The 1,805-nt window shown below is 46.0% G+C and carries 3 protein-coding genes; 1 reads left to right on the plus strand and 2 read right to left on the minus strand.

The features are described from left to right. Together J7J01_04510 and J7J01_04515 are read right to left on the minus strand one after the other, a co-directional pair. On the minus strand, positions 1-348 hold a 348-nt coding region (locus tag J7J01_04510; protein ID MCD6210143.1), incomplete at its 3' end, for a hypothetical protein. Then, positions 348-593, minus strand: a complete 246-nt coding sequence (locus J7J01_04515) for a hypothetical protein (GenBank protein MCD6210144.1) — start codon at positions 591-593, stop codon at positions 348-350. The genes J7J01_04515 and J7J01_04510, both read right to left, overlap by 1 nt. Before the next feature lie 55 nt (positions 594-648). Between J7J01_04515 and J7J01_04520 the strand changes: the two genes are divergently transcribed. After that, a partial coding sequence (locus tag J7J01_04520) for a YcaO-related McrA-glycine thioamidation protein (GenBank protein MCD6210145.1) occupies positions 649-1,805 on the plus strand: 1,157 nt, incomplete at its 3' end.

Raw genomic sequence — 1,805 nt, forward strand, 5'->3', positions numbered from 1 at the left:
CAATATCTGTTCACGTCGCTTCGTGCGCCATTCCTCTAAATGCGCTATCCATTCCTCATGCCTCTTGTATATATATTCCTTTGCTGCCAATAGCTTCTCGGGTAAATGTCCGAGCAGTAGATCTCGCGGTACTGGTTTTCGAACTTGATAAGGAGAAGGAAGTGAATCCCCGAGCAGTATAACACGCGGTACATAATCCCGAACTGGAAAACCAGTATGGGGATCAAAAGCATCCTCTGGCGATGCTTTCTCCTGGTCTACCTCCAGCCCAAATTTCTCCGCTGCCTCAAATATTATTCCCGTAGTTATAGCACGAGGGATTGGTAATGCATACTTCTTTCCATCCATTAACCTGCCCCACCTCCTTCTCCGGGCATCTCCAGAGCGCCAAATTCATCCGCTTCCTCCTGGGCATAGCATTCCAAGCAGAGGATACGCCCAGCTATCTCCAGATATTCATCCACTTCCTTACCACACTTCGAGCACCGCATCTTCTTCGCTTTCCTTCCACCTTCTTCTTTATCTGCCTTTGCTGCTTCACGCTCCATCCACCTTTGACTTCTTTCCTCTGGTGTTTCTTCCCTTTCTGACATTTTTACCTTATAATATTAATAGTTGTTTTAATGATATATAAAGGGTGCTGAAAAGATGCAGATAAAGCTCAGGCGGACACCGAAGAGGTACTTCTTCGATACACACCGCGCATTAACACCTGTGGAGACTCTAAGGCAAGTGGAAACGCTGACCGATAAAGTAGGAATAACCGGGATAGAGGATATTACCGGACGCGATAAGCTCAATATACCGGTATATTCAGCGTATAGACCTGGTGCGAAAGCAGGTGCAGTATCGGTTCACACAGGCAAAGGTCTAACAGGGGATCAAGCGCGGGTATCAGTGCTTATGGAGGCAATAGAGCGTTATTCTGCGGAGATAAAAGAAGAAGACCGTGCTAAATTCCACTTTGAATCATATAATGAAGGTGACAGAGCAAAAAAGGTAGAGCCCTCTTCTCTTATATTGAGTGCAATTTCTAATGTAACCCCTGATAGTAAAATAGAGTGGTGTGAGGGTTATGACCTCATGACAGAGGAGGAGGTTCTTCTGCCTGCAAATGCCGTTTATCATCCATACACAACAACCAGGGGAGGAAGGCTGTTCAGGAGTGATAGTAATGGTATAGCTTCAGGTAACAACCTGGAGGAAGCGATTTTTCATGGCATAATGGAAGTGATAGAGCGAGATGCATTGAGTTATGTTGAGATAAAGAAGGATGCAGGTAAAAGAATAGCAATTGAAGAGGATGATGGCTTGATATTCGAACTTAAGGAGAGATTCAATTCTCAGGGCATTGAAACCTATTTCTGGTATATCCCAACTGATGTCGGATTTCCCACCGTTGCTTTAGCCCTGGATAGTCCAGAGAAGAACCCGAATCTTCTCGTCTATGGCGCAGGTACGCACAGTGACCCGAAGATTGCAGCGATACGAGCAATAACAGAAGCTGCACAGTCCAGGCTCATGCAGATAGTAAAAGGCAGTGGCAGTACGCCTGTGGATTACGAGATAATGAAGAGAATGAACAGGCACTGGTTTGAGACTAAGGATAGGGATAAGGAGGCGGTGAAGTTGAGCGAGCTACCCGCTCTGGCGACTGATACGATAGATGGTGATATAAAGATAGCACTTGAGCAGTTGCGAGCGATTGAAAAGCGAGTGATCGTAGTGGATCTGACGCGGAAGGAGATTGGGATACCCGTAGTAAGGGTGATAATACCGGGATTTGAGGTATATGCCAGGAATCC

Source organism: Methanophagales archaeon (assembly GCA_021159465.1).
Lineage (GTDB): Archaea > Halobacteriota > Syntropharchaeia > Alkanophagales > Methanospirareceae > G60ANME1.